Below are 17,994 nucleotides of genomic sequence, written 5' to 3'. Positions count from 1 at the left end.
CAGACCGGGGCGCGGCATGCCCCCACCGCATGCCGCGCCCCGCCCCCCCCGCTCAGTCCCCCTGTATGGCCGGCAGGCTCCCCGTGCGCGCCGCTTCCCCGTACCACAGGGCGCTCGACTTGGGCGTCCGCTCCAGCGTCGAGTAGTCCACGTAGACCGCGCCGAAGCGCTTGCCGTAGCCGTAGGCCCACTCGAAGTTGTCCATCAGGGACCACAGGTAGTAGCCGCGGACGTCGGCGCCGGCGGTGATCGCCTGGCGTACGGCGGTCAGGTGGCCGTGGAGGTAGGCGATCCGCTCGGGGTCGTGGACGCGGCCGTCGGGGTCGGGCTTGTCGTCGTACGCCGCGCCGTTCTCGGTGACGTACAGGGGCAGACCCGGTGCCTCGCGCGTGTAGCGCATGATCAGGTCGTGCAGGCCGGTCGGGTCGATCGTCCAGCCCATCTCCGTGCGCTCGCCCGGGGTCTGGTGGAAGGCGACGTCGTCCGCGGCCGGCCAGGGCGAGAACGAGCTTGCTCCGTGGCCGTCCGCGCGCGGGCCGCTCGCGTCCGCCTCCCTGGCCGAAACCAGCGCCGGTGTGTAGTAGTTCAGGCCCAGCGCGTCCAACGGCTGGTTGATCAGGGCCAGGTCGCCGTCCAGGACGTACGACCAGTCGGTGAGCGACGACGTGGCGGGGAACAGCGTCTACGGGTAGGTGCCGTGCAGCATCGGGCCGTGGAAGACGCCGTTGGCCAGGTCGTCGATCTTCTGCGCTGCCGCCAGGTCGGCCGGGTCCTCGGACACCGTCCTGACCACCGAGGAGTTGAGGCTCACCGCCACCGAGTTGCGGGCGGGCATCGCCGTACGCAGAGCGGACGTACCCAGGCCATGCGCCAGGTTCAGGTGGTGCGCCGCCTTCAGCGACGCCGCCGCGTCCGTGCGGCCCGGCGCGTGGACCCCCGACGCGTAGCCGAGGAACGCGCTGCACCAGGGCTCGTTGAGGGTGATCCACTGCTCCACCCGGTCGCCGAGCGCCTCGCCGACGATCTGCGCGTACTCGGCGAACCGGAATGCCGTGTCCCGCTCCGGCCAGCCGCCCGCGTCCTCCAGCTCCTGCGGCAGATCCCAGTGGTAGAGGGTGAGGGCCGGTTTGATGCCGGCCGCCAGCAACTCGTCCACCAGCCGGCGGTAGAAGTCCAGGCCCTTCTGGACGGCCGGGCCCCGGCCTGTCGGCTGCACCCTCGACCAGGACACCGAGAAGCGGTACGCGGTCAGGCCCAGGTCGGCCATCATCGCGACGTCGTCGCGGTACCGGTGATAGTGGTCGACAGCGATGTCACCGTGCTCACCGCCGGCCGTCTTGCCCGGCGTATGACTGAACGTGTCCCAGATCGAGGGCGTGCGGCCGTCCTCCCGCACCGCCCCCTCGATCTGATACGCGGAGGTCGCCGCGCCCCAGAGAAAGGCGGGAGGAAAGGAGACGGGCGTTTCGGGCTCAGGCATGGAAGCGCTCCCAAGACGGGTCGTGAGACCGGAGTAGGGGGAAGGGGGGAAGGGGGTCGAGACGGCGGTGACTCGGCCCCCGAGCTGAGCTGTAGCGCCCCGTCAGGGGCGCGGGGAACTGCGCGACAAGCCACGACGGCGCCGCAGGCGAAAAACGACACATCCCGGCACCACCCAGCGGAGCGTTACCCCTTGATCGCGCCCTGCATGATGCCGCCCACGATCTGCTTGCCGAACAGCAGGAAGGCGATCAGCAGCGGCAGCGTGCCGAGCAGCGCGCCCGCCATGATCACTGCCTGGTCGGGGACATAGCCGGTACCGAGGGAGTTGAGGGCGACCTGCACGGTCGGGTTCTCCTGGTTGAGCGCGATGATCGGCCACAGGAAGTCGTTCCAGGCGAACACGAAGGTCAGCAGGCCGAGTACGGCCATCGCGGGCCGCGCCGCCGGGAAGACCACGTGCCACACCACCCGCAGACTGCTCGCCCCGTCCACCCGCGCCGCCTCGATCAGCTCGCTCGGCAGCGCCTGCACCAGGTACTGCCGCATGAAGAACGTGCCGAACGCGGTGCACAGCGTGGGCAGGATGACCGTCTGCAGCTGGTTCGACCAGCCGAGGTCCGCCATCCACAAGTACAGGGGTACGACCGCCAGTTGCGGCGGGATCATCATCGTGCCGATGGTCAGCAGGAGCAGCACACCCGAGAACTTGAACCGCAGCTTGGCGAAGGCGAACCCGGCGAGCGTGGAGAACAGCACCGTGGAGACGGTGATCGTGCCCGCCACGAACGTCGTGTTGAACATCGCCGTGCCGAGACCCGCCTCCTCCCACGCCGTCTCCATGTTCTTGAACAGGTTCCCGCCGAACCACAGCGGCGGCGGGGTCTCCGCGAGCCGCCGGTCGGTGCGCGAGGCGGCGATCGCCGTCCACACCAGCGGGGCCAGCGAGACCAGCGCGAAGACGGTCAGGACGATGTAGGTGACCGGCCCCGCGTGCAGTTGCTTGCCGGCGCCCATGATCCGGGAGCGCCTTCGCCCGTCGCTCTTCACCGGTGTCTGAGGTCGCGTCAGTTCACTTGTGGTCATTGGGACTTCCTCAGACGTCGGGTGATCAGCAGGTTGATCACGGCGATGATCACGAGGATCAGGAACATCGACCACGCGATGGCGGACGCCTTGCCGAGGTTGCCGATGATCCAGCCCTGGTCGTACATGTACAGACCGAGCGTCTGGTACTGGTGGTCGGAGCCGCCCTTGGAGCCGCTGACCCCGCCGAAGAGCAAGGGCTCACCGAAGAGCTGGGTCGCGCCGATCGTGGAGACGACCACCGTGAACAGGATCGTCGGCCGCAGCTGCGGGATCGTCACATGGATGAACTGCTGCCAGCGGTTCGCGCCGTCGATCGACGCCGACTCGTACAGGTCGGCCGGGATCGCCTGCATCGCGGCCAGGTAGATCAGCGCGTTGTAGCCGGTCCACCGCCAGATCACGATCGACGACACGGCGAACTGCGAACCCCAGTCCGACTCACGCCAGTTGATCGGGTCGATGCCGATGCCGCCGAGCGCCCAGTTGATCGCGCCGCCGTCCCAGGAGTACAGCAGCACGAACACCAGCGTCGCCGCCGCCACCGAGGTGGCGTACGGGGTGAGCATCACGACCCGCCACATCGTCGAGCCGCGCAGCCGGTAGTTGAGCAGGTGCGCCAGGCCGATCGCCATCATCAGCTGCGGCACGGTCGAGATCACGCCGATGGTGAAGGTGTTCCACAGGGCGTTCCAGAAGAAGTCCGAGGACAGCAGGTTCTGGTAGTTGTCCAGGCCCGCCCACTTCTGGTTGTCCAGGTCGGACAGCTGCACGTTGTGCAGGGAATACCAGGCCGTGTAGAGCAGCGGGATGAGGCTGAACGCCCCGAAGACGATGAAGAAGGGGGCGATGAACGCGTACGGCGACGCCTTCATGTCCCAGCGGTACAGCCGGCTCCGCCAGGAACCAGGGCCCGGGGGCGGCGTACCGCGACCGTGAGCGCCCCGGGCCGCGCCCGGCTTGTCGCCGGGCGCGGCCTCGGCACTCGACGCGGTGTGCGCGAGAGCCTGCTTGGAGCTTGTCACTGGCCGAGCACGTCCTTGATCTCCTCGGACGCGGCGTCCCAGCCCTCATCGGGCGAGGCGCCCTTCTGCTCGACCTGGAGGATGCCGATGTCGGTCAGCGCGGTGTTGATCGGCTGGTCCTTGACGCCGAAGATCTGCGTCGGGATGGTCTCGGCGGAGGCCGAGAAGATGTCCGTGATCGGCGCGCTGGAGAAGAACGCCTGGGTCTCGGCGGCCGGCTTCAGACTCGAGTACGCCGACGGGGTCGACGGGAAGCTGGCCTGCTTGGCGAAGACCTTCGCCTGCTGCTCGGGCGCTGTCAGCCACTTCGCCAGCGCGACGGCCTCCTTCTGGTTCTTGCTCGCCGTCGGTACGCCGATGAACGAGCCGCCCCAGTTGGACGCGGTCGGCGCCGCCGCCACGTCCCACTTGCCCTTGCCGGAGTCACCGGACTTCTCCTGGATGTAGCCGATCATCCAGGCCGGGCAGGCCACCGTCGCGAAGGTGCCGTTGGCGTAGCCCTGGTCCCACGGCTTGTCGAACTGCTTCAGCTTCGCCGACATGTTGCTCGTCGCCACCTCCATGGCGACGTCCCAGGCGTTCTTCACGCCCGAGGACTTGTCCCAGACGACGTCCCCGCCCTTGTCGTAGTACCGCTCGCTCTCACCGTTGAGGACCGCGTTGTAGACGGAGGAGGCGGAGTCCACGAACTTGGTGCCCTTCGGCGCCTTCTCCATGTACTGCTTGCCCAGGTCGACGTACTTGCTCCAGTCGCCCTTCCACTGCTCGGCGAGCTTGGCGCGGTCCGTCTCCAGGCCGGCCTTCTGGAACAGGTCCTTGCGGTAGCAGATCGCCATCGGGCCGATGTCGGTGCCGAGCCCGATCAGCTTGCCGTCCGCGGTGGTGGCCTGCGCGTTCTTCCAGTCCAGCCACTGCGACTTGTCGACCTCCTTGCCGAGGTCGACGAACTTGTCGCCCTGCGTCTGCACGGCCTCGGTGACGTTGCCGACTTCGATCGCCTGGATGTCGTCGGTGCCGGAACCGGCCTGCAGCCGGGTCAGCGTCTTCGGCCAGTAGACGTCGGTCCGGGTGGTGACGTTCTCCTTGATCTTGATGTCGGGGTTGAGCTTCATGTACTCGTCGTAGAGTCCGGCCTGCTTGTAGCCGAAGACGCCGAACGTGCCGACGGTCAAGGTGGTCTTGCCCTCGGAGTTGCCACCGCCCTCGTTCGAGCCGGGGTCGTCCGAGTCCTCGGCGCAGCCGGCCAGCAGGCCCGTAGTCAGCGCGGCGGCGACCGCGAGGGCCGACAGCCTGCGGGACCGGCGGGTACTCGTGCGCATTGCGTCCTCCTGTTGCCTGACGTGCCGACCCCCCGGCCAACTGCACTGTTGGGCCCGTTGGTTCTCGCTGCGGCTCGGGCGGGGAACGTGCGGGATGTGTATGTGTCAGGTACTGTGGGAGCGCTCCCACAGGTGATGTGTTGAAGACTCGTCGGTCCGAGCGGGGGTGTCAAGGGAGCGGGCGCGGAGAGATGCGTTCAGTTATCGGGACGTTAACTGGACCTCGGCGGAGGGCCCGGCCCGTCGGGGCGGCGGCTCGGAAGGTCACCATCCCAGCCGGGACTGTTAGATTCCAGGCCGGCGCGGTGACGGCGGAAAGGCGGAGCCACATGGCAATCCATGGAGCGCGGGGCCGGAGCGGTGGCCGGCCCACCCTCGAAGAGGTCGCCGCCCGCGCCGGAGTCGGCCGGGGCACGGTCTCCCGGGTGATCAACGGCTCGCCCCGGGTCAGCGACGCCACCCGTGCGGCCGTCGAGGCGGCGGTCGCGGAGCTCGGCTACGTCCCGAACACGGCCGCCCGCGCCCTCGCCGCGAACCGGACGGACGCGATCGCCCTGGTCGTCCCCGAGCCGGAGACACGCTTCTTCTCGGAGCCGTACTTCTCGGACATCCTGAAGGGCGTCGGCGCCGAACTCTCCGACACCGAGATGCAGTTGCTGCTGATCTTCGCGGGCAGCGACCGGGAGCGTGCCCGCCTGGCCCAGTACCTCGCCGCCCACCGCGTCGACGGCGTCCTGCTGGTCTCGGTCCACGCGGACGACCCGCTGCCCGACCTGCTCGCCCAACTGGAGATACCCGCGGTCATCAGCGGCCCCAGGTCGGCCGCCGAGACGCTCACCTCGGTCGACTCCGACAACTACGGCGGCGCCCGCTCAGCCGTCGAGCACCTCCTCGCCGGCGGCCGCCGCACGATCGCCCACATCACCGGCCGCCAGGACGTCTACGGCGCCCAGCGCCGCGTCGACGGCTACCGCGACGCCCTGCGCGACGCGGGCCACGAAGCCGACGATCGCCTCATCGAACCCGGCGACTTCACGGAGGAGGGCGGCCACCGGGCGATGGCCGCGCTCCTCGACCGCTGCCCCGACCTCGACGCCGTCTTCGCCGCCTCCGACGTCACCGCGGCCGGCGCCCGCCAGGTCCTCCGCGAGGCCGGCCGCCGCATCCCCGACGACGTCGCCCTCGTCGGCTACGACGACTCCGCCATCGCCCGCCACATGGACCCACCCCTCACCAGCGTCCGCCAGCCCATACAGGAAATGGGCCGCACCATGATCGACCTCCTCCTCACCGAAATAGCCGACCGCCGCCCGCCGGCCTCCCGAGGCCTGGAGCGCCGCCAGTTGGTCCTGGCGACGGAGCTGGTGCCGCGTACGTCGTCGTGACGTCATCGGTGCGGGGAGAGCCGCCACCGCATCTCGCCGTCGTGTTCCTCGTCCGTGGGAGACAGGCCGGCGGCCCTGGCCACGGCAGCGGAGGCGTGGTGGGACGGGTGGATGTGGGCGATCACCGTGAGCGCCGGGGACCGCTCCCGTAGCCGGCTCACGAGCCCTCGCGCCGCCTCGGAGGCGTAACCGCGTCCCTGCCATGGCGTGCCCACGACCCAGGCGATCTCCGCGGTCGGTCCCGTGACCGTGGCCTGGACCGTGCCCATGAGGTGGGAGTCGGTGCGGTGGCGCAGGACCCAGTTGCACCAGGAGACGGCCGGGTCGGGGGAGCCGGCGACGAGGCGTTCGTAGCGGGTGCGGAGGGCTTCGGGGGTGCTCGGGGTGGAGCCGATGAAGGTGTGCAGGGCCGGGTCGGAGAGTGCGGCGGCCATCTCGGGTGCGTGCTCGACGCGCAGGGGGAGGAGGTCGAGGCGGGCGGTGCGGATCGGTTCGCTGTACAACAGGCCCCCCGGAAACGGAACCAGCCGGTGACTTCGATTTCTCGAAGTCACCGGCTGATTGCTCAGGGTGAGTGACGGGACTCGAACCCGCGGCATCCTGGACCACAACCAGGTGCTCTACCAGCTGAGCTACACCCACCATGACCGGCGGTTCGACGAGTTTTCTCCCCGACCGGCCGAGAAAAAGTGTACAGGGTCCGAAGGGGTGCTCGCGCCTGGCTTTCGCGGCGCCCCCCTCAAGGCCCCTGACCTGCTTACTGAGCAGGCAGAACGTGCTTCGCGGCGATCGTCTTCGCCGTGTCCGAGTCGGGACCGGGCTGAGGGACGAAGATGGCCTCGCGGTAGTAGCGCAGTTCCGCGATGGACTCGCGGATGTCGGCGAGGGCGCGGTGGTTGCCGTTCTTCTCGGGGCTGTTGAAGTACGCCCGCGGATACCAGCGCCGGGCCAACTCCTTGATCGACGACACGTCGACGATGCGGTAGTGGAGGTACTCCTCGACCTTCGGCATGTCCCGCAGGAGGAAACCGCGGTCGGTGCCGACGGAGTTGCCGCACAGCGGGGCCTTGCCGGGCTCCTTGACGTGTTCCCGGACGTAGGCGAGCACCTGCTCCTCGGCGTCCGCCAATGTCGTACCGGCCGGGAGCTCGTCGAGCAGTCCGGAGGCGGTGTGCATCTGACGCACCACGTCCGGCATCGTCTCCAGCGCCGAGTCCGGCGGACGGATGACGATGTCCACACCCTCGCCGAGCACGTTCAGTTCGGAGTCGGTGACGAGGGCGGCCACTTCGATGAGCGCGTCGTCGGACAGCGAGAGGCCGGTCATCTCGCAGTCGATCCACACCATACGATCGTTCATGCGACCACCCTAAAGCCGACCTCCGCTTATGAGGGCCCCGCGGTGGCGCCAGGCTCGCGCCGGGCGCGATGGTGAGGGGCGGAAACCCCCAGGCGTGGAGATTCCCGCCCCTCACCACCATCGGACATCGGCCTACGATCCGCTGCGCTGCCCCGGCAACGTCGCCCGGCTTCCCACGTACGCCTCACGGACGTGCTCGCCGGACGCGGTCGCCGCCATCGACGGCGACGGTCCGACCGCGCTCGCCGCCGCCGTACGGCGGGTCTGCATCGGGACCGGGCCGGGGCCTTCCGGATGGAGCGCGGGTGCCGGGCTCGCGGAGCCCGGTGAACCGGTCGAAGCCGGCGCTCCGTCGGTGTCCACCGGCTTCTCGCCCTGCGGCCTGCGCGCCCGGTACGCGGCCCGGTACGCCGCCGGCGACGAGCCGAGCTGGCGGCGGAAGTGCCCGCGCAGCGCCACCGGCGAACGGAAGCCGCAGCGGCCCGCGACCTCGTCCACCGAGTAGTCCGACGTCTCCAGCAGACGCTGCGCCTGGAGCACCCGCTGCGTGATCAGCCACTGCAGCGGGGCGCTTCCCGTCAGCGAGCGGAACCGGCGGTCGAACGTACGACGGCTCATGTACGCGCGCGCGGCGAGCGTCTCCACGTCGAACTGCTCGTGGAGATGTTCCAGCGCCCAGGCGACGACCTCGGCCAGCGGGTCGGCGCCGATCTCCTCTGGTAAAGATCGATCGAGGTAGCGCTCCTGCCCGCCGCTCCGGCGCGGTGGGACCACCAGGCGCCGGGCGAGCGCGCCCGCCGCCTCATTGCCGTGGTCCGTCCGCACGATGTGCAGGCACAGGTCGATTCCGGCCGCGGTGCCCGCGCTCGTCAGTACGTCGCCGTCGTCCACGAAGAGTTCCCGTGGGTCGACGTGCACCGACGGATAGCGCTTGGCCAGCGTCGGCGCGTACATCCAGTGGGTGGTCGCGGGGCGGCCGTCCAGCAGGCCCGCCGCCGCCAGTACGAAGGCGCCGGTGCACAGCCCTACTATGCGGGCGCCCTCTTCGTGTGCCCGGCGGAGGGCGTCGAGCGCCTCCTCCGGTGGCGGGGAAGTGATCGAGCGCCAGGCAGGCACGACGACCGTGCCCGCCCGCGAGATCGCTTCCAGGCCATGCGGTGCGGAGAGCTCCAGGCCCCCCGTGGTCCGTAGCGGTCCTTCTTCGCCACCGCACACCAGCAGTCGGTAGCGCGGTACGCCGGCGTCCTGACGGTCAATTCCGAACACCGACAGCGGTATGGAACTCTCGAAGATGGGGCCGCCGCTGAACAGCAGCACCGCGACGATCTCCTTGCGGCGTCGCCCGGAAAGTTTCCGGGCCGCGGCTTCCGGCGCGGCAGTGGAGTCGTGGCTCATACTGCTAAGCCCCCCTCGGTGGTCGCGGCTCCTCGGTTGTGTCGCTCCTGCACGTTTCCCCTCGGTCCTGCACGAGTCCCCCGCCGTAAGACAGTCAAGATCGAATCTACTGCGTCCCGTGGTGCCGGGGTGACCAGTTCATCACCCGGCACATTGTCGACTTGGCAACTTGGCGTGAAGCATTCGATCACGAAGCGTTGCACTCGCGGGGCGTGCAGGGAAGTGCGCCTCGTCGCAGTGGCCAATCCCTGTAGGGTGCGCACGCCCTTCGGGGCCCTTTCCGTGCAGGTGGAACGGGGCGTGGGGGGTGCTTCGGGCAAGGGGCGTGCGGTGGCCAGAAGTTGGCTGAAAAGAAGCGGTTCCGGGTGCGGAAACCGGTCAGTCGACCGGTGAGTTTCCCCCAGTGTGACGTCCGCCTCTGTGGGCCCCCGTCCCGCTCCTGTGGTGACGGCCCCGGTGCGGTGCGGGTTCGTCGGTGAGCGGCCGGGCGGCGCTGCGCTCGGACTGGCGCAGCAGCACCCGGCAGACGGCGGTGACGGCCGCCAGGCCGAGGGCCGTACCCGTGGCGCCGGCGAGGGAGGTGCCGTACACGAGAAGGACGACGGGGACGAGTACACAGCTGAAGGCCGCCCAGCGGACCACGTCGGTCGCGGTGTCCTGGGAGTGGGGGGCCTCGGGGGTGGGACGTGGGCCGGACATTGCGTGCTCCCGGGGTTTGGTCGGTCGCCGGGTTCAACGCGTGTTCGAGGTGTCGGTCACTGTACGTGCTGACCCGGCCCCGCGCAGGCCGGGTAAGTGAATGCTGTGCAAACCGCCTGTACGGCGCAGCAACCATTGCGTTACGGGCGTGGCCTCGTGCATGCTCCCTGGAACCCCCGCGGAGGTTGCGCGGGATCTGGGCTTAAGGAGGCGTGCCGCCGTACCCTTGGGGGTATGGGGTTGGGAAGATGATTCCCGGACACAGCTCCGCCGCACACTGTCGTCCCTCCCAAAAGGATCACAACGCCGAGACAGCCATGGCCGGTCACGAATTCTTCGAACCCGCGGACCGCAAGCGGCCGGTCGCCGATCACACGGCGGCCGATCCCCTGGCGGCGGAAGAGTCACGCCATTCCTGCGATCCCGCTTTCAAGCACGGCGTCGTCGTCGGCTTCGACGGCTCCACCTCGAGTGAGCGCGCCCTCGCGTACGCCATCGGCATGGCCCATCGCTCCGGGTCGGGCCTGATCATCGTCCATGTGGCCAACCGGCTGCCCACCACCGTGTGGGCCGGCTGCGAGCCACCCGTCTTCGTCGACGTCCCGGACCATCGCACCGAGGTGCTCGGGCTGGAGCTCGCCTGCGCGGACTATCTCGCCGAGGTGCCCTGGATCCTCGTCGAGCGCGGCGGCGACATCTGCCATGAACTCGAAGAGGTCGGGCGGGAGTACGAGGCGGACGCGATCGTCGTCGGGTCCACGCAGGGCATCGTCGGACGGCTCTTCGGGTCTGTCGCCGGGAGGCTCGCCAAGCGGGCGAAGCGGCCCGTCGTTGTCATTCCGTAACGTGCCGTTGTCCCAGGTGAGATGTGGAGTTGGCGCGGCCGGACCCCCTTTGTGCAGAGCGTAAAACTACTCGTGCGTAGAGGTGTTTGTGCCCTTGTGAAGGGCATATATCGGTCACCGCACAACTGCACATGCATGAAGGGAGCCCGCCGTGGACAACGACGTCTCTGCGGGAAGCGGAATCACTACCGTGGTCGGCCGACTCGCCCTGGGAATCACCCTGTTGGCCTTCGGGCTGGGGTACACCGACGTGATCGACGGTGTGTCGGCTGCTGATGCCGTATCAATCGCCCAGTATGTGGGCGGTGTTGCCCTCTTCGTCGCCGGCCTCATGGCCTTCCGGGACAGGGACTCCGTCGGTGGTACGGCGTTCTCGGCGCTCGGTGCGCTCTGGTTCACCTGGGCCGTCTCTGCTGACGCCCAAGTCTCCGCCAACGCGGCCGGGTTGTTCCTGCTGCTGTTCGCCCTTGTGGCGCTGACGCTCACCCTCGCGGGTGGGGATCAGCTCGGTCAGGGGATGTACGGGTTGTTCTTCGTCGCCCTGGTGCTCATGGCTGTCGCCAACTTCGCCGACAATGACGGGCTCACCAAGGTGGGTGGGTGGTTCGCTGTCGCGGCCGGTGCGGTGGCTTGGTATGCGGCGACTGCTGCGCTGGCTCACTGGCCGACGGCGCTGCGAGGGCGTGCTGCCGGTCGGGGCGTGACGGCCCACGGCTGAAATGGCAGCCGACGTCGGGGTATTGGGCGGCCCCGGCGATCTGACGGACCCCCCGTGCGTTGGTGGCAGCACGTGGGGGTCCGTTCTGTTGTTTGGCCTCTGCGGGTGTGTGGGGGCTTGTCGCGCCCACGCGGCGGAGCCGCAAATTGATACAGCCCCGCGCCCCTAAATGCCTTTACTCGACCGTTACTGACTTGGCGAGGTTCCTGGGCTTGTCGATGTCCCTGCCCAGTGCCAATGCCGTGTGGTACGCCAGGAGTTGGAGAGGGATACCCATCAGGATCGGGTCCAGTTCGTCCTCGTTCTTCGGGACTACGATCGTCTGGTCGGCCTTCTCCTGGTGCTGGTGGGCCACGGTGAGGATCTTGCCGCTGCGGGCCTTGATCTCCTCCATGGCGGCACGGTTCTTCTCCAGGAGGTCGTCGTCGGGGACGATGGCGACCGTGGGGAGGGCGGGCTCGATCAGGGCGAGGGGGCCGTGCTTCAGCTCTGAGGCGGGGTAGGCCTCCGCGTGGATGTAGGAGACCTCCTTGAGCTTCAGGGAGGCCTCGCGGGCGACCGGGTAGCCGCGGACGCGGCCGATGAAGAGCATCGAGCGGGCCTCGGCGTACTGCTGGGCCAGCTTCTCGATCTCGCCCTCGTGCTCCATGATCTCGCCGATCTGGGCGGGGAGCTTGCGCAGGCCCTCGATGATGCGCTTGCCGTCGCGGACCGAGAGGTCGCGGGTGCGGCCCAGGTGCAGGGCGAGGAGCGCGAAGGCGACCGTCGTGTTCGTGAAGCACTTCGTCGAGACCACGCAGACCTCGGGGCCGGCGTGCACGTAGATGCCGCCGTCCGCCTCGCGGGCGATCGCCGAGCCGACGACGTTCACCACGCCCAGCACCCGTGCGCCCTTGCGCTTCAGCTCCTGGACGGCGGCCAGGACGTCGTACGTCTCACCGGACTGGGAGACCGCGATGTACAGGGTGTCGGGGTCGACGACCGCGTTGCGGTAGCGGAATTCGGAGGCGGGCTCGGCGTCCGCGGGGATGCGGGCCAGCTCCTCGATCATCTGGGCGCCGATCATGCCGGCGTGGTACGAGGTGCCGCAGCCGAGGATCTTGACGCGGCGGATCTGGCGGGCCTCGCGGGCGTCCAGGTTCAGGCCGCCGAGGTGCACGGTGGAGAAGCGGTCGTCGATGCGGCCGCGCAGGACGCGGTCCACGGCGTCGGCCTGCTCGTGGATCTCCTTGTGCATGTAGGTGTCGTGGCCGCCCATGTCGTAGGAGGCCGCTTCCCATTCGACGGTGGTGGGCTCCGCCGTCGTACGCGTGCCCTCCGTCGTGTACGTGCGGAAGTCGTCGGCCTTGAGGGTGGCCATCTCGCCGTCGTCCAGCGTCACTATCTGCCGGGTGTGGGTGACCAGGGCCGCGATGTCCGACGCGACGAACATCTCCTTCTCGCCGATGCCGAGGACGACCGGGGAGCCGTTGCGGGCGACGACGATGCGGTCGGGGAAGTCGGCGTGCAGGACGGCGATGCCGTAGGTGCCCTCGATGACGCGGAGGGTGTCGCGGACCTTGTCCTCGAGCTTCTCCGCCTGCGAGCGGGCGATCAGGTGGACCAGGACCTCGGTGTCGGTCTCGGAGAGGAACTCGACGCCGTCGGCCTCCAGTTTGCGGCGCAGGTCGGAGGCGTTGTCGATGATGCCGTTGTGGACGACGGCGACCTTGCCCTCGGCGTCGAGGTGCGGGTGGGCGTTGACGTCGGAGGGGGCGCCGTGGGTGGCCCAGCGGGTGTGGGCGATGCCGGTGGTGCCCTTGAAGCGGGCCGGCACCTTGGCTTCCAGATCGCGGACCCGGCCCTTTGCCTTGACCATCTTCAGGCCTGAGGACTTGGGGGTGGTCACGACGATGCCGGCCGAGTCGTAGCCGCGGTACTCCAGACGCTGGAGTCCCTCCAGGAGCAGAGGGGCGACGTCACGCTTGCCGATGTATCCGACAATTCCGCACATGTAGAGGTATTCCTAGCCGTAGACGATGCGGCGCAGCTGCCGGAGGGTGAGCTCCGGGGGTGCGACCGCCCTGTATGTGAGGTCCGCCTCGATCCGTTCGAAGATCTCCGCGTTCACCAGGCCGTGGGCCTGCAGCTCACGGTGGCGGCGACGGACGTAGTCCTCGGTCGTCTCGTCGAAGTAGGCGAGCACGTCCTGGATCACGCGCAGCGCCTCGCCCCGGCTGAGGGGCGTGGAGCGCGTCAGATGATCTACGAGTTCGTCGTGCACCCGGTAGATCCTGGGGTACCGGCGGCGCTTTCGCAAGAATCCTGCCCGATATCGGGCATTGACCTGTTGGAATTCTTTGGGAGAACGCTGAAACTGTCATGAGCAGCTGTTCGTGAGCTGTCCATCCGGGAGCACTCGGCTCGTTGCCCAAGGGGACGAGTTTCAGTCGCCATGGACATTCCTCGCATGGGAGTACCGGAGCGGCTGGCCGAGCGCATGAGCATGGCCGAGCAGCACGCATACCTGCGCACGCGTTTCTCGCGGCGCACGATGATCAGAGGCGGCGCCGTCACGCTCGGCGCCGTCGCGGGTGGCGCGTTCGTACCGGGTGCCACCGCCCAGGCCGCGGTGCCGACGCAGCGGACGAGCACCGAGACCGTCGACGGCGCGCTCGTCGCCCCCTTCGGCCGCCACCTGGCCTACGGCAACGACGCACGCACCGAGATGACCGTCTCCTGGCAGGTCCCGGTCGCCGTCAAGAAGCCGTTCATCCGCATCGGCGCCCGCCCCTGGGACCTCTCCCGCAAGATCGACGCCGAGGTGCGCACCCTCTACACCCCGGCCGGAGTCGGCGTCAGCGCCGATCACACCCAGTACTACGTGCACGCCAAGCTGACCCGTCTGCGCCCCGGCAGGACGTACTACTACGGCGTCGGCCACGACGGCTTCGACCCGGCCGAGCCGCATCTCACCGGCACCCTGGGCACCTTCACCACCGCGCCCGACCACAAGAAGCCGTTCACCTTCACCGCCTTCGGCGACCAGGGCGTCAGCTACCACGGCCTCGCCAACGACAGCCTGATCCTCGGCCAGGACCCGGTCTTCCATCTGCACGCCGGCGACATCGCCTACGCCGACCCGGCCGGCGCGGGCAAGAGTGCCGACACCGGCTTCGACTCGCGAGTGTGGGACCAGTTCCTCGCCCAGACCGAGTCGGTCGCCAAGTCCGTGCCGTGGATGGTGAGTTACGGCAACCACGACATGGAGGCCTGGTACTCGCCCAACGGCTACGGCGGCGAGGAGGCCCGCTTCACCCTCCCCGACAACGGGCCCGACAAGGCGAATCTGCCGGGCGTGTACTCCTTCGTCTACGGCAACACCGCGATCATCTCGCTCGACCCGAACGACGTGTCGTTCGAGATCCCCGCCAACCTCGGCATCTCCGGCGGCACCCAGACCACGTGGTTCGAGGCGCAGCTGAAGAAGTACCGGGCCGCGCACGACATCGACTTCATCGTCGTGTTCTTCCACCATTGCGCCTACTGCACGTCCACCTCGCACGCCTCGGAGGGAGGCGTGCGCCAGGAGTGGGTGCCGCTGTTCGAGAAGTACACGGTGGACCTGGTCATCAACGGCCACAACCACCAGTACGAGCGCACCGACGTCATCAAGGGGAACAAGGTCGCCAAGAAGCTCGCCATCGGCGACACGGCCTACCCCGAGACCGAGGGCGTCGTCTATGTGACGGCCGGCGCGGCGGGCCGCAGCCTGTACGCGTTCAGCGCGCCGGACTCCTACGAGGGGCACCCGCACGAGGTCGACTCCGTGGCCTCGTTCGTCAACACCAAGGACGGCAAGGTCGATGAGACCGTCGCCTGGTCCCGGGTGCGCTACCTCAACTACTCCTTCCTGCGCGTGGACGTCGAGCCCGCCCCGCGCGGCCACTACGCCAGGCTCAACGTGTCCGGCATCGCCGAGACCGGTGACCGGATCGACCACTTCACGGTGGCGCGCAGGGCGAAGTAACTCCCCTCGGGTTACATCCGCTTGAGGATCGCCTGCTTGGCCACGGTGAACTCCTCGTCCGTCAGCACGCCCGACCGGTGCAGCTCGCCGAGTTCGCGCAGCCGGCGCAGGAGGGCGTCATGGTCGTCCTCGGCGGAGGCCACCGGAGGAGAAGGCACTTCCGGTCGTGCGTCATGTACGTCGATGGCGGCGGCCTGGGCCGGATGCGGAAGTCTGGCCTGGACCGCCGCCGCGACCAGGGCCATCAGCGGGTCCTTCTTGAAGCCCCACAGCTCGACGGAGTTGGGGTCGTACTTGGGCGGGGCCTTGGTGGGGGCGTTCTTCACGGTGAAGCGGAGATAGCCGTTCTCCAGGCCGGCCGCCGGGTGCCATTCGACGGCGGTCAGGTCGGACAGGGTGAGCGTGCGGGTGCCGGCGGCGGCCTTGGCGTCCTCGGTCTTCCAGTTCCACTCCAGGCGGATGCGCTCGCCGTCGAAACTCGCGGTGCCGTCGCCCGCGGAGACCGACAGCGGGACCGCCGGGCCCGGCAGCAGATATTCGGAGACGGGGTCGGACGGCACCTCGTCCAGGAGCAGGGCGTTGCGGACCTCGTCCGTGAAGTACTCGGCGACGCCGTAGCGGTCGGAGTCGACGATCAGCTGATAGGGGTCGTGGGGTTCGGCCAGCCGTCCGCCGGTGGCGTGCAGCAGCGGGTCGGCGCCGTCGCGCAGCCGGAGCCTGAGCCGCCCGGTCTTCCTGCCCTGCTCGAAGGAGATGCCCGCCAACGCTCCCAGGGGGACGACCAGTTCACCCAGGGTCTTGCGGAGCAGGCTGACGTTCTTGTCCCGTCCTGGGGTCAGTCGCAGGGCGTCGCCGTCGAAGGCCCAGGTGCCGTCCTTCTGGATGATTTCCGCCATGAGAGGGATTGTTTCATCGCTTCTGCGAGAGAGTGGTCTCTACCAATCCTGACGGTCATCCTGAGGGCAATCCTGAAGGGAGCGCATGTGAGACGGCACCACAGAACGACTCCCCGTATGTTCCGGCTCCTCGGTTCGCTGCTGCTGGTGACGGCGGCCGGAGCCTTCGCGGTCGGCGCGGCACCGGTCCCGCGGGCCGCCGCGACGCCGCTGGACCGGGTGATCCCGGCCCCCGCCTCGGTCGACGCGGGCGGATCGCCGTACCGCATCACCGACGCCACCCGCATCCGTGTCGACGGCTCGCGCGAGGCGCGCAGGGTCGGCGAATATCTGGCGGACGTCCTGCGTCCCTCGACCGGTTATCGACTGCCGGTCACGACGTACGGCTCCGGAGGCATCCAACTCCGGCTCGGCAAGGGCTCCTTCGGTGCGGAGGGCTACCGCCTGGACAGCGGGCGCAAGGGCGTCACCATCACGGCGGCTGGGCCCTCCGGGCTCTTCCACGGCGTCCAGACCCTGCGGCAGCTCCTTCCCGCCGCCGTCGAGAAGGACTCCGTGCAGCCCGGGCCGTGGCTGATCGCGGGCGGCACGATCAAGGACACCCCGCGGTACGGCTGGCGCGGCGCGATGCTCGATGTCTCCCGGCACTTCTTCACCGTCGACCAGGTCAAGCGCTACATCGACCAGCTCGCCCTGTACAAGATCAACAAGCTGCATCTGCACCTCAGCGACGACCAGGGCTGGCGCATCGCCATCGACTCCTGGCCGCGGCTGGCGACGTACGGCGGTTCCACGCAGGTCGGCGGTGGCCCCGGTGGCTACTACACCAAGGCCGACTACAAGGAGATCGTCCGGTACGCGGGCTCCCGCCATCTGGAGGTCGTCCCCGAGATAGACATGCCCGGCCACACGAACGCCGCACTGGCCTCGTACGCCGAGCTGAACTGCGACGGTGTGGCTCCGCCGCTCTACACCGGCACGGAGGTCGGCTTCAGCTCGCTGTGCGTGGACAAGGAGATCACGTACGACTTCGTGGACGACGTGGTGCGGGAGCTGGCGGCGCTGACGCCGGGGCGGTATCTGCACATCGGTGGGGATGAGGCGCACTCCACCAGCCATGAGGACTACGTGAAGTTCATGGATCGGGTGCAGCCGATCGTCGCGAAGTACGGGAAGACCGTGGTGGGTTGGCATCAGCTGACAGGGGCCACTCCGGCGAAGGGGGCGCTTGCGCAGTACTGGGGGCTCGACTCCACCAGTGCGGAGGAGAAGGCGCAGGTCGCTGCGGCGGCGCGGAACGGGACGGGGCTGATTCTGTCGCCGGCCGACCGGATCTACCTCGACATGAAGTACGACGCGAATACTCCGCTGGGGTTGGCGTGGGCGGGGTACGTCGAGGTGCGGCGGTCGTATGACTGGGATCCCGGTGACTACCTTGCGGGGGTGCCTGCGGCGGCTGTTCGGGGTGTCGAGGCGCCGTTGTGGAGCGAGACGATCACCAAGTCCGCGGATATCGAGTACATGGCGTTTCCGCGGTTGGCGGGGGTGGCTGAGTTGGGGTGGTCGCCGGCCTCGACGCATGACTGGGATGGGTACAAGGTGCGGCTTGCTGCGCAGGGGGCGCGGTGGGATGCGATGGGGATTGGGTACTACCGGTCTCCGCAGGTTCCGTGGGGATCGGTGTCGTGATTCGTCTGCGGGGCGGTGGGGGCTGGTCGCGCAGTTCCCCGCGCCCCTAGGGAAATTGCGCTGACGGGCACCCCGGAGGACCGTACTCC

At 68.8% G+C, this 17,994-nt stretch carries 15 protein-coding genes, 1 tRNA gene and 1 pseudogene; 5 read left to right on the top strand and 12 right to left on the bottom strand.

The genetic code is table 11. The features are described from left to right. Nucleotides 1-52: 52 nt before the first annotated feature. From ACTWQO_RS33140 to ACTWQO_RS33125, 4 genes and pseudogenes are all read right to left on the bottom strand, one after another. Nucleotides 53-1,480 (bottom strand): annotated as a pseudogene (locus ACTWQO_RS33140) (GH1 family beta-glucosidase). A gap of 185 nt (nt 1,481-1,665) precedes the next feature. Then, nucleotides 1,666-2,565 (bottom strand): carbohydrate ABC transporter permease, encoded by a 900-nt coding sequence (locus ACTWQO_RS33135; protein WP_443241069.1) that lies wholly within the window; start codon nt 2,563-2,565, stop codon nt 1,666-1,668. Then, nucleotides 2,562-3,590: a carbohydrate ABC transporter permease gene (locus ACTWQO_RS33130; protein WP_443241068.1), complete on the bottom strand. Its 1,029-nt coding sequence runs from the start codon at nt 3,588-3,590 to the stop codon at nt 2,562-2,564. Before ACTWQO_RS33130 ends, ACTWQO_RS33135 begins: the two co-directional genes overlap by 4 nt. Beyond that, nucleotides 3,587-4,909 carry an ABC transporter substrate-binding protein gene (locus tag ACTWQO_RS33125; protein WP_443241067.1) on the bottom strand — a complete coding sequence of 441 codons (1,323 nt, stop codon included), beginning with the start codon at nt 4,907-4,909 and terminating at the stop codon, nt 3,587-3,589. The genes ACTWQO_RS33130 and ACTWQO_RS33125 overlap by 4 nt, the downstream gene beginning before the upstream one ends. A 329-nt stretch (nt 4,910-5,238) precedes the next feature. Between ACTWQO_RS33125 and ACTWQO_RS33120 the strand changes: the two genes are divergently transcribed. Further along, a complete protein-coding gene (locus tag ACTWQO_RS33120) occupies nt 5,239-6,294 on the top strand; it encodes a LacI family DNA-binding transcriptional regulator (protein WP_443241066.1) in 1,056 nt (351 codons plus the stop codon). Between the two features lie 2 nt (nt 6,295-6,296). Here the strand turns inward: ACTWQO_RS33120 and ACTWQO_RS33115 are convergent, their stop codons facing one another. From ACTWQO_RS33115 to ACTWQO_RS33095, 5 genes are all read right to left on the bottom strand, one after another. Then, entirely contained in the window at nt 6,297-6,797 is a 501-nt protein-coding gene (locus ACTWQO_RS33115) for a GNAT family N-acetyltransferase (RefSeq protein WP_443241065.1), read from the bottom strand. Between the two features lie 66 nt (nt 6,798-6,863). Next, nucleotides 6,864-6,936, bottom strand: a tRNA-His gene (locus tag ACTWQO_RS33110). Between the two features lie 115 nt (nt 6,937-7,051). Continuing rightward, nucleotides 7,052-7,654: an oligoribonuclease gene (gene orn, locus ACTWQO_RS33105; RefSeq protein WP_443241064.1), complete on the bottom strand. Its 603-nt coding sequence runs from the start codon at nt 7,652-7,654 to the stop codon at nt 7,052-7,054. A 132-nt stretch (nt 7,655-7,786) separates the two neighbouring features. Then, entirely contained in the window at nt 7,787-9,049 is a 1,263-nt protein-coding gene (locus ACTWQO_RS33100) for a helix-turn-helix domain-containing protein (protein WP_443241063.1), read from the bottom strand. Nucleotides 9,050-9,427: 378 nt separating this feature from the next. Then, nucleotides 9,428-9,748 carry a hypothetical protein gene (locus ACTWQO_RS33095; protein ID WP_443241062.1) on the bottom strand — a complete coding sequence of 107 codons (321 nt, stop codon included), beginning with the start codon at nt 9,746-9,748 and terminating at the stop codon, nt 9,428-9,430. A 317-nt stretch (nt 9,749-10,065) separates the two neighbouring features. Between ACTWQO_RS33095 and ACTWQO_RS33090 the strand changes: the two genes are divergently transcribed. Together ACTWQO_RS33090 and ACTWQO_RS33085 are read left to right on the top strand one after the other, a co-directional pair. Further along, complete coding sequence (locus ACTWQO_RS33090) at nt 10,066-10,593, top strand: universal stress protein (RefSeq protein WP_328364102.1); 528 nt, start codon at nt 10,066-10,068, stop codon at nt 10,591-10,593. Between the two features lie 151 nt (nt 10,594-10,744). Beyond that, on the top strand, nt 10,745-11,311 hold the full coding sequence (locus tag ACTWQO_RS33085; RefSeq protein ID WP_443241061.1) for a GPR1/FUN34/YaaH family transporter: 567 nt from the start codon (nt 10,745-10,747) through the stop codon (nt 11,309-11,311). 175 nt (nt 11,312-11,486) lie between these two features. Here the strand turns inward: ACTWQO_RS33085 and glmS are convergent, their stop codons facing one another. After that, nucleotides 11,487-13,304 carry a glutamine--fructose-6-phosphate transaminase (isomerizing) gene (gene glmS, locus ACTWQO_RS33080; protein WP_443241060.1) on the bottom strand — a complete coding sequence of 606 codons (1,818 nt, stop codon included), beginning with the start codon at nt 13,302-13,304 and terminating at the stop codon, nt 11,487-11,489. A 12-nt stretch (nt 13,305-13,316) separates the two neighbouring features. Next, nucleotides 13,317-13,574 carry a hypothetical protein gene (locus tag ACTWQO_RS33075; protein ID WP_443241059.1) on the bottom strand — a complete coding sequence of 86 codons (258 nt, stop codon included), beginning with the start codon at nt 13,572-13,574 and terminating at the stop codon, nt 13,317-13,319. Nucleotides 13,575-13,760: 186 nt separating this feature from the next. Here ACTWQO_RS33075 and ACTWQO_RS33070 point away from each other — a divergent pair, with 186 nt between their 5' ends. Beyond that, complete coding sequence (locus tag ACTWQO_RS33070) at nt 13,761-15,320, top strand: purple acid phosphatase family protein (protein ID WP_443241058.1); 1,560 nt, start codon at nt 13,761-13,763, stop codon at nt 15,318-15,320. Nucleotides 15,321-15,331: 11 nt separating this feature from the next. Here ACTWQO_RS33070 and ACTWQO_RS33065 read toward each other — a convergent pair whose 3' ends face one another. After that, entirely contained in the window at nt 15,332-16,216 is an 885-nt protein-coding gene (locus tag ACTWQO_RS33065; RefSeq protein WP_443241057.1) for a DUF4429 domain-containing protein, read from the bottom strand. Nucleotides 16,217-16,333: 117 nt separating this feature from the next. Between ACTWQO_RS33065 and ACTWQO_RS33060 the strand changes: the two genes are divergently transcribed. Further along, a complete protein-coding gene (locus ACTWQO_RS33060; RefSeq protein ID WP_443241056.1) occupies nt 16,334-17,905 on the top strand; it encodes a beta-N-acetylhexosaminidase in 1,572 nt (523 codons plus the stop codon). Nucleotides 17,906-17,994 lie beyond the last annotated feature (89 nt).

It is taken from the genome of Streptomyces sp. 4N124 (genome assembly GCF_052245395.1).
In the GTDB taxonomy this organism is placed as follows: Bacteria; Actinomycetota; Actinomycetes; order Streptomycetales; family Streptomycetaceae; genus Streptomyces.
The sequence above is the reverse complement of the archived record's forward strand: the minus strand, read 5'-3'. Positions and strand labels throughout refer to the sequence as shown.

What these genes read in the sequence shown, in the direction of transcription:
- ACTWQO_RS33135 (WP_443241069.1), bottom strand. Translation starts at nt 2,565, where the DNA reads ATGACCACAAGTGAACTGACGCGACCTCAGACACCGGTGAAGAGCGAC.
- ACTWQO_RS33125 (WP_443241067.1), bottom strand. Translation starts at nt 4,909, where the DNA reads ATGCGCACGAGTACCCGCCGGTCCCGCAGGCTGTCGGCCCTCGCGGTC.
- ACTWQO_RS33120 (WP_443241066.1), top strand. Translation starts at nt 5,239, where the DNA reads ATGGCAATCCATGGAGCGCGGGGCCGGAGCGGTGGCCGGCCCACCCTC.
- orn (WP_443241064.1), bottom strand. Translation starts at nt 7,654, where the DNA reads ATGAACGATCGTATGGTGTGGATCGACTGCGAGATGACCGGCCTCTCG.
- ACTWQO_RS33100 (WP_443241063.1), bottom strand. Translation starts at nt 9,049, where the DNA reads ATGAGCCACGACTCCACTGCCGCGCCGGAAGCCGCGGCCCGGAAACTT.
- ACTWQO_RS33095 (WP_443241062.1), bottom strand. Translation starts at nt 9,748, where the DNA reads ATGTCCGGCCCACGTCCCACCCCCGAGGCCCCCCACTCCCAGGACACC.
- ACTWQO_RS33090 (WP_328364102.1), top strand. Translation starts at nt 10,066, where the DNA reads ATGGCCGGTCACGAATTCTTCGAACCCGCGGACCGCAAGCGGCCGGTC.
- glmS (WP_443241060.1), bottom strand. Translation starts at nt 13,304, where the DNA reads ATGTGCGGAATTGTCGGATACATCGGCAAGCGTGACGTCGCCCCTCTG.
- ACTWQO_RS33070 (WP_443241058.1), top strand. Translation starts at nt 13,761, where the DNA reads ATGGGAGTACCGGAGCGGCTGGCCGAGCGCATGAGCATGGCCGAGCAG.
- ACTWQO_RS33065 (WP_443241057.1), bottom strand. Translation starts at nt 16,216, where the DNA reads ATGGCGGAAATCATCCAGAAGGACGGCACCTGGGCCTTCGACGGCGAC.
- ACTWQO_RS33060 (WP_443241056.1), top strand. Translation starts at nt 16,334, where the DNA reads ATGTTCCGGCTCCTCGGTTCGCTGCTGCTGGTGACGGCGGCCGGAGCC.